Source organism: Mesorhizobium sp. M7A.F.Ca.CA.004.04.2.1, from assembly GCF_004022825.1.
Lineage (GTDB): Bacteria > Pseudomonadota > Alphaproteobacteria > Rhizobiales > Rhizobiaceae > Mesorhizobium.
In genome coordinates this window covers 1-5124 of record NZ_RZPH01000397.1, presented here as the reverse complement: position 1 = coordinate 5124, position 5124 = coordinate 1, and the positions used below count along the sequence as shown (strand labels likewise).

Sequence of the window (5124 nt, the reverse complement as noted above, 5' to 3'; positions counted from 1 at the left end):
AAGCAAGGAGCGCAGCGACGCGGCGCAGACCCCAGGATCCATGCCGCGACTTCAAAGCGCTGCTGCGGTGCAGAATTCTGCTCCGCTGCATTCCTCGACCAAGATCACGGCATGGATCCTCGGGTCTCCGCGACGTCGCTTCGCTCCTGCTCCGCCCGTGGATGACGAAGTTGGGAAGGCTCCGGTCAATCCCGAATGTCTACGATGATCCATCGAAACGAACGACGAAATCCGAGCTGCCAGCAGGCCTTCCAACGTGACAACCCCTGTGCACCTGTCAGGCGTCATTCTGGCCGCCACCCCACATGGCATCGATCTCATTCTTGCTCACGACCCGGCCAGCCTTGCCCGCTTTGGACCTCAAATCACCGGCGATTGCAGCCAGCCGTTCCGCCAGAGGCATACGGGCGTTTTTCAGTTCACTTTCAAGCGCTTCGATAACCGCTCTGGTCATGGAAACCTTGCGCTTGGCGGCAAGCTGGCGAGCCAGTTCGCGGGCAAGCGGATTCCTGATTCGAAGGTTCATGTGACCGACCTTGGCGACATTTGCCCCACAATCTATCATTTGTCGTAGCAGCGCCAGCGTGGTCCTTTCAGGCCCCGTAGAGCATCTCGTCCTGCAGCCGGCGCAAGGCGAACAGCCTTGTCGTCTGGTCGGGCGACGCATTGTCTGACGTCAGCAATTCGCCTTTCCTGACCGGTTTCAGCACCTTGCCGCCCTCGAGCAGGCCGACCGGCACGGCGCGCTGGGCACGGGCTTCGCCGACGGTCATCGTCCAGGAGGGCGGCTACCTCTGCGACGAACTCGGCGACAATCTCACCGCGTTCCTCACCGGCTTCGGCGGCAAGACGCGGTGAATGCTCAAGCCAGCGTCAGGAGCGCTGCTGCCTGAGCATGGCGATCACACGGTGTACGCTCTCCAGCGTCTGGTCGATTTCGGCTGCAGTGTTGTAGTGGGCGATGCCGATACGCACGACGCCATGCTCGGCCGGAATGCCGAGCTGGTGGACGATCTCCCAGGCATAGTTGTGGCCAGACCACAGGAAGATGTTTTCGGCGTTCATCTGCCGCACGATCGTTTCGGGCACGATGCCATCGACGGTGAAGGAAACCGTCGGCACGCGCTCGCCGAGCCGCTTCGGATCGGTGATGCCGTGGATGGTCAGGCCCTCGACATCGGACAGGCCATCGATCAGCTGTTGCGCCAGCGGGTTTTCATAGGCGATCGAAACCGCAAACGCCTTGGCGATCTTCTGCCTTCTTGAACCGCCCTCGCCCGCCGCCGCGCCAAGGTCGGCAAAGTAGTCGACCGCGGCGGTGAGACCGGCCATCAGCTCGATCTGCGGCGTGCCGAGTTCGAACCGCTCCGGCAGGCCGTTGGAAGAGCAGCGGCACTTGTAGGGCTCCAGCGTCTCGACGACGTCGCGCCGGCCCCACAATATGCCCATATGTGGGCCGAAGAATTTGTAGGCCGAGCAGATCAGGAAATCGCAGCCGAGCTCCTGCACGTCGATCAGACCGTGAGGCGCGAATTGGACGGCATCGACATAGACAAGGGCGCCGGCATTCCTGGCCATCGCAGTCAGCGCCTTCACCCGATTGATCGAGCCGGTCAAATTGCTGGCGTAGTTCAACGCGACCAGCCGTGTCTTCTCCGAAAACAGACCGGCCAGCGTCGCCTCTTCGACCTGCCAGCTCTTTTCATCGAACGGCAGCCAGCGCACGACGAGCCCGAGATCCTCGGCCAGCTGCAGCCAGGGCGACACATTGCCCTCATGGTCCATGCGGGTGAGGATGATCTCGTCGCCGGGCTGCATCGTGCGGCCGAGCGTGCGCGACATGTGATAGGTCAGCGTCGTCATGTTGGCGCCGATGATGATTTCCTCGGGGCTGGCGGCGCCAAGGAAATCGGCCATGGCCTGGTGCGCGTCGTCGACGACGGCCTGCGCGGCGACCGTGGTTTCGAAAAAGCCGCCAAGGTTGGCATTGGTGGTCAACAGGCAGCGCGACACCGCGTCCGCCACCGCCTGTGGCACCTGCGTGCCGGCAGGATTGTCGAGATAGATGCGGCGGCGGCCCTTGTCGGTCAGGAAGAGAGCCGGAAATTTTTCACGCACTGCCTCGACTGGAAAATTCATTGCTGCTCGCTCCCGTTGTAATCATTGGATATTCGGCCTGCGGCCAATCCCGTGCAAGGACAGGGATTGCCGACCCGCTGGTGGATCGCGTCCACCGCCTTCTGCATTTCTTCGGTCCAGGTGACGTCGACAGAAGACAGCGCCATGTCGAGCTGCGAAAGCGTCGTTGCGCCGACGATGTTGGAGGTTACGAACGGCCGGCTCGAGACATAGGCATTGGCAAACAGTGCCGGCTCCAGGCCAAAGGAGCGCGCCAGCTCATTGTATTCAAGTTGTGCTTCAGCGGCACCTGGCGTCTCGTAGCGCTGGCCGCGATTGAACAGCTGCGAGCGGGACCCCTGCGGTCGCGCGCCATGGTCGTATTTGCCGGTGAGATAGCCCTGTGCCAGCGGCGAATAGGGCAGTAGCGACACTTGCTCGCGCTCACAGACCTCGGCGAGGTTCACCTCGAAAGTGCGGTTGACGAGATTGTAAGCGTTCTGGATCGACGCGACGCGCGGGCCGATGCCCTTGTCGGCTTCGGCAAGGAACCGCATCACGCCCCAGGAACTCTCGTTCGACAGCCCGAAATGGCGGATCTTTCCCGCCTTCACCAGTTCGTCGAAGACGCCAAGCGTCTCGGCGATCGGTGTTTCGTCGGCCGGTGCGCCGACGGAATCGGCGCGCGGCGACACGGCGCCGACGCGCGTCGGGTTGCCGCCCCAGGGGATATCCCGCTCCGGCCAGTGGATCTGGTAGAGGTCGATATAGTCGGTGCCGAGCTTGGCCAGCGACTTGTCGATGGCGTCAAAGATGTCGGCGCGCACCAGTTGCGACGGCCTGTCGCCGCGAAACCAGCTGTTGGCCGTGCGGCCGACGACCTTCGAGGCCAGGATCACCTTGTCGCGGTTGCCCTTGGCTTTCATCCAGTTGCCGATGATCTTTTCGGTCCGTCCCTGCGTCTCCGCCTTGGGCGGGATCGGATAGAGCTCAGCGGTGTCAATGAAATTGACGCCACGCGAGAAAGCCAGGTCCATCTGGGCGTGGCCTTCGGCCTCGGTGTTCTGCTGGCCCCAGGTCATGGAGCCCAGGCAGATCTGGGTCACAAGAAGATCGGTCCGACCGAGACGGCGTTTGTGCATGAAATTCGGCTCCGGAGGAAGGCTGGCGCGACTGCGCGGAGGAAGCCGCATCTATAGGCAAAGCAGAGCCGCTCTCCAAGCCTCGCCAGACCGACTTTTGCGTGAACCAGCCGGGTTAGCGGCGAGCACCGGCTAGTGCACGGCGCTTGGCCTCGTCGATCAGCATGTTGGCCACTTGCATGCGGATCATGGCGCGCTGGCGCAAATGCGGGGCGACACGGTCGGGATGGTTGGCAAAGGCAAAGCGGCGGCGCATGCGGCTGAAGTCGGCGACCTGCCTGGGCTGATCGAGGCCAAGTTCGACGGCGATGGCTTCGGGATCGATCGGCGGCAGCTTTTCCTCGGGCTTTGGCTCTTCGCCGGCGAGAGCCAGCTTGGCATGATCGAGCAAGGCGGCGAATTCCGTCGCCAGATCCGCGCCCGCCTCGCGATATTCGGCAGCGGAAACCTTGATGCGGCCGGAATGGAGTTCATCGGCCACCGAAAGATAGTCAAACGGGATGGATGGACGAGCGCCGGCCTCTTCGCCCTCGCCATTCTTGTCGGGGGCGATGAAGAGGTCGTCGAGCAACGAAGCGAAATCCCGCTTGGCGCCAGTAGCGATGTCAGCCTCCCCCTCGCCCGACCATTCGGGTACCGAAGCATAGAACCGGCTCGTTAAAAATGCATGCCACCGATCTTAACGAATTTAGCCGTCGCCTGCACCGCTTGACCCACCGCAACCCCAAGAAACAAAAATTCAGACTGTATTTTTTTGCAGTCCGGAATTCGCCAGGTGTGGCGAGGAAAAACCGGCCATGTAGCCAGCGTTCGAGGCTACGATACGCACCGGCCAAAAGTTTCGCCCGTTAGAGAAAATGTCGAAAAATTCGCCAAGACATGGCAGGTATGCAAATGCTGCACTGCACAATTGTCACGATTCCCCTATATTGGCGGATGTGGAGGACCAATTTTGGGCTTGAATCCTGGGTTTCTTCACTGAAATGTTCGCCCGGCCGCGGCCGCAGGAGCATCTGAGATACCGCTCGGCGCTCGCGCTGCTTCATTCGATGAGCAATGCCGACCGTGCCGACATCGGTATCAAGCCGGCCGACTTCCCCCGCATCGCCCGCGAAATGTCCGTTCGCTAGGTACTTCCGGTGATGTCCCGGATCGATCCGGGACATCTCCAAAAACTCAATTCCCTAGCGCGTTCCCAGGAATGTCGCCTTGCCCAACGGCACGCCATTGTGGCGAAGAATGTCGTAGGCCGTGGTGAGGTGGAAATAGAAGTTGGGCATAGCCACATGCAGCAGATACTGCAGGCCGGGCATCGAACTTTCCCGTCCGCCAAGCTTCAGCTCGATGATCTTGTCGTCGGAGCCGTCGAACTCGGCAGCCGAAAATGTGCCCAGAAGGTCGAGGGTCTTGGTGATGCGCGCCTGAATTTCGGCGAAACTCGCCTCGTTGTCCTCGTATCTCGGCACGTCGCGCCCGGCGAGCCGTGACGGCGCGCCCTTGGCATGATCGGTGGCGATCTGCACCTGCCTGGTCAAGGCGAACATGTCTGGCGCCAGCCGCGCCGTCAGAAACACCTGCGGGTCGATCTTGCGGTCAAGCGCATTCTGTTCGGCGGTCGCCAGCACATCGGAAAGCGCTTTCAGCCTGGCCGAAAACACCGGCACGGACGCCTCATACATCGATATCGTCACGTCAAATCTCCTGTCCGGCCGAACGCCGGCGGACGCGACGTAGCGCCTTCGCGCGCGATTCTTCAAGTCCGTCGAGCCTGCGTCACCACGTTGCCGCAATCGCCGTCGTAGAATCCTCTATCGAGCGGAGGTTCCCGATGAGACGCGCCCTTTTCGCAGCGACTGCCTTTCTG

5 protein-coding genes and 2 pseudogenes are annotated in these 5124 nt (G+C 61.7%); 1 reads left to right on the top strand and 6 read right to left on the bottom strand.

All coding sequences use genetic code 11. The annotated features are described in order from the left end of the window. Positions 1–277: 277 nt before the first annotated feature. The 5 genes and pseudogenes from EN893_RS18310 to EN893_RS18290 all read right to left on the bottom strand — a co-directional run bounded on the left by EN893_RS18310 (position 278) and on the right by EN893_RS18290 (position 3831). Positions 278–526, bottom strand: coding sequence for a type II toxin-antitoxin system VapB family antitoxin (locus EN893_RS18310; protein ID WP_127272130.1), 249 nt, complete (start codon positions 524–526; stop codon positions 278–280). 67 nt (positions 527–593) lie between these two features. Next, positions 594–782, bottom strand: a pseudogene (locus EN893_RS18305) (homoserine dehydrogenase); the annotation flags it as partial. Between the two features lie 91 nt (positions 783–873). Further along, positions 874–2139 carry a cysteine desulfurase-like protein gene (locus EN893_RS18300; RefSeq protein WP_127267822.1) on the bottom strand — a complete coding sequence of 422 codons (1266 nt, stop codon included), beginning with the start codon at positions 2137–2139 and terminating at the stop codon, positions 874–876. A 56-nt stretch (positions 2140–2195) separates the two neighbouring features. Beyond that, a pseudogene (locus EN893_RS18295) lies at positions 2196–3260 on the bottom strand (aldo/keto reductase); the annotation flags it as partial. Positions 3261–3375: 115 nt separating this feature from the next. Then, complete coding sequence (locus EN893_RS18290) at positions 3376–3831, bottom strand: hypothetical protein (protein ID WP_127267824.1); 456 nt, start codon at positions 3829–3831, stop codon at positions 3376–3378. A gap of 412 nt (positions 3832–4243) precedes the next feature. Between EN893_RS18290 and EN893_RS18285 the strand changes: the two genes are divergently transcribed. Further along, positions 4244–4390 (top strand): hypothetical protein, encoded by a 147-nt coding sequence (locus EN893_RS18285; protein ID WP_023708625.1) that lies wholly within the window; start codon positions 4244–4246, stop codon positions 4388–4390. 54 nt (positions 4391–4444) lie between these two features. Here EN893_RS18285 and EN893_RS18280 read toward each other — a convergent pair whose 3' ends face one another. Beyond that, positions 4445–4951 carry a DUF1993 family protein gene (locus tag EN893_RS18280; RefSeq protein WP_127267825.1) on the bottom strand — a complete coding sequence of 169 codons (507 nt, stop codon included), beginning with the start codon at positions 4949–4951 and terminating at the stop codon, positions 4445–4447. Positions 4952–5124: the final 173 nt, after the last annotated feature.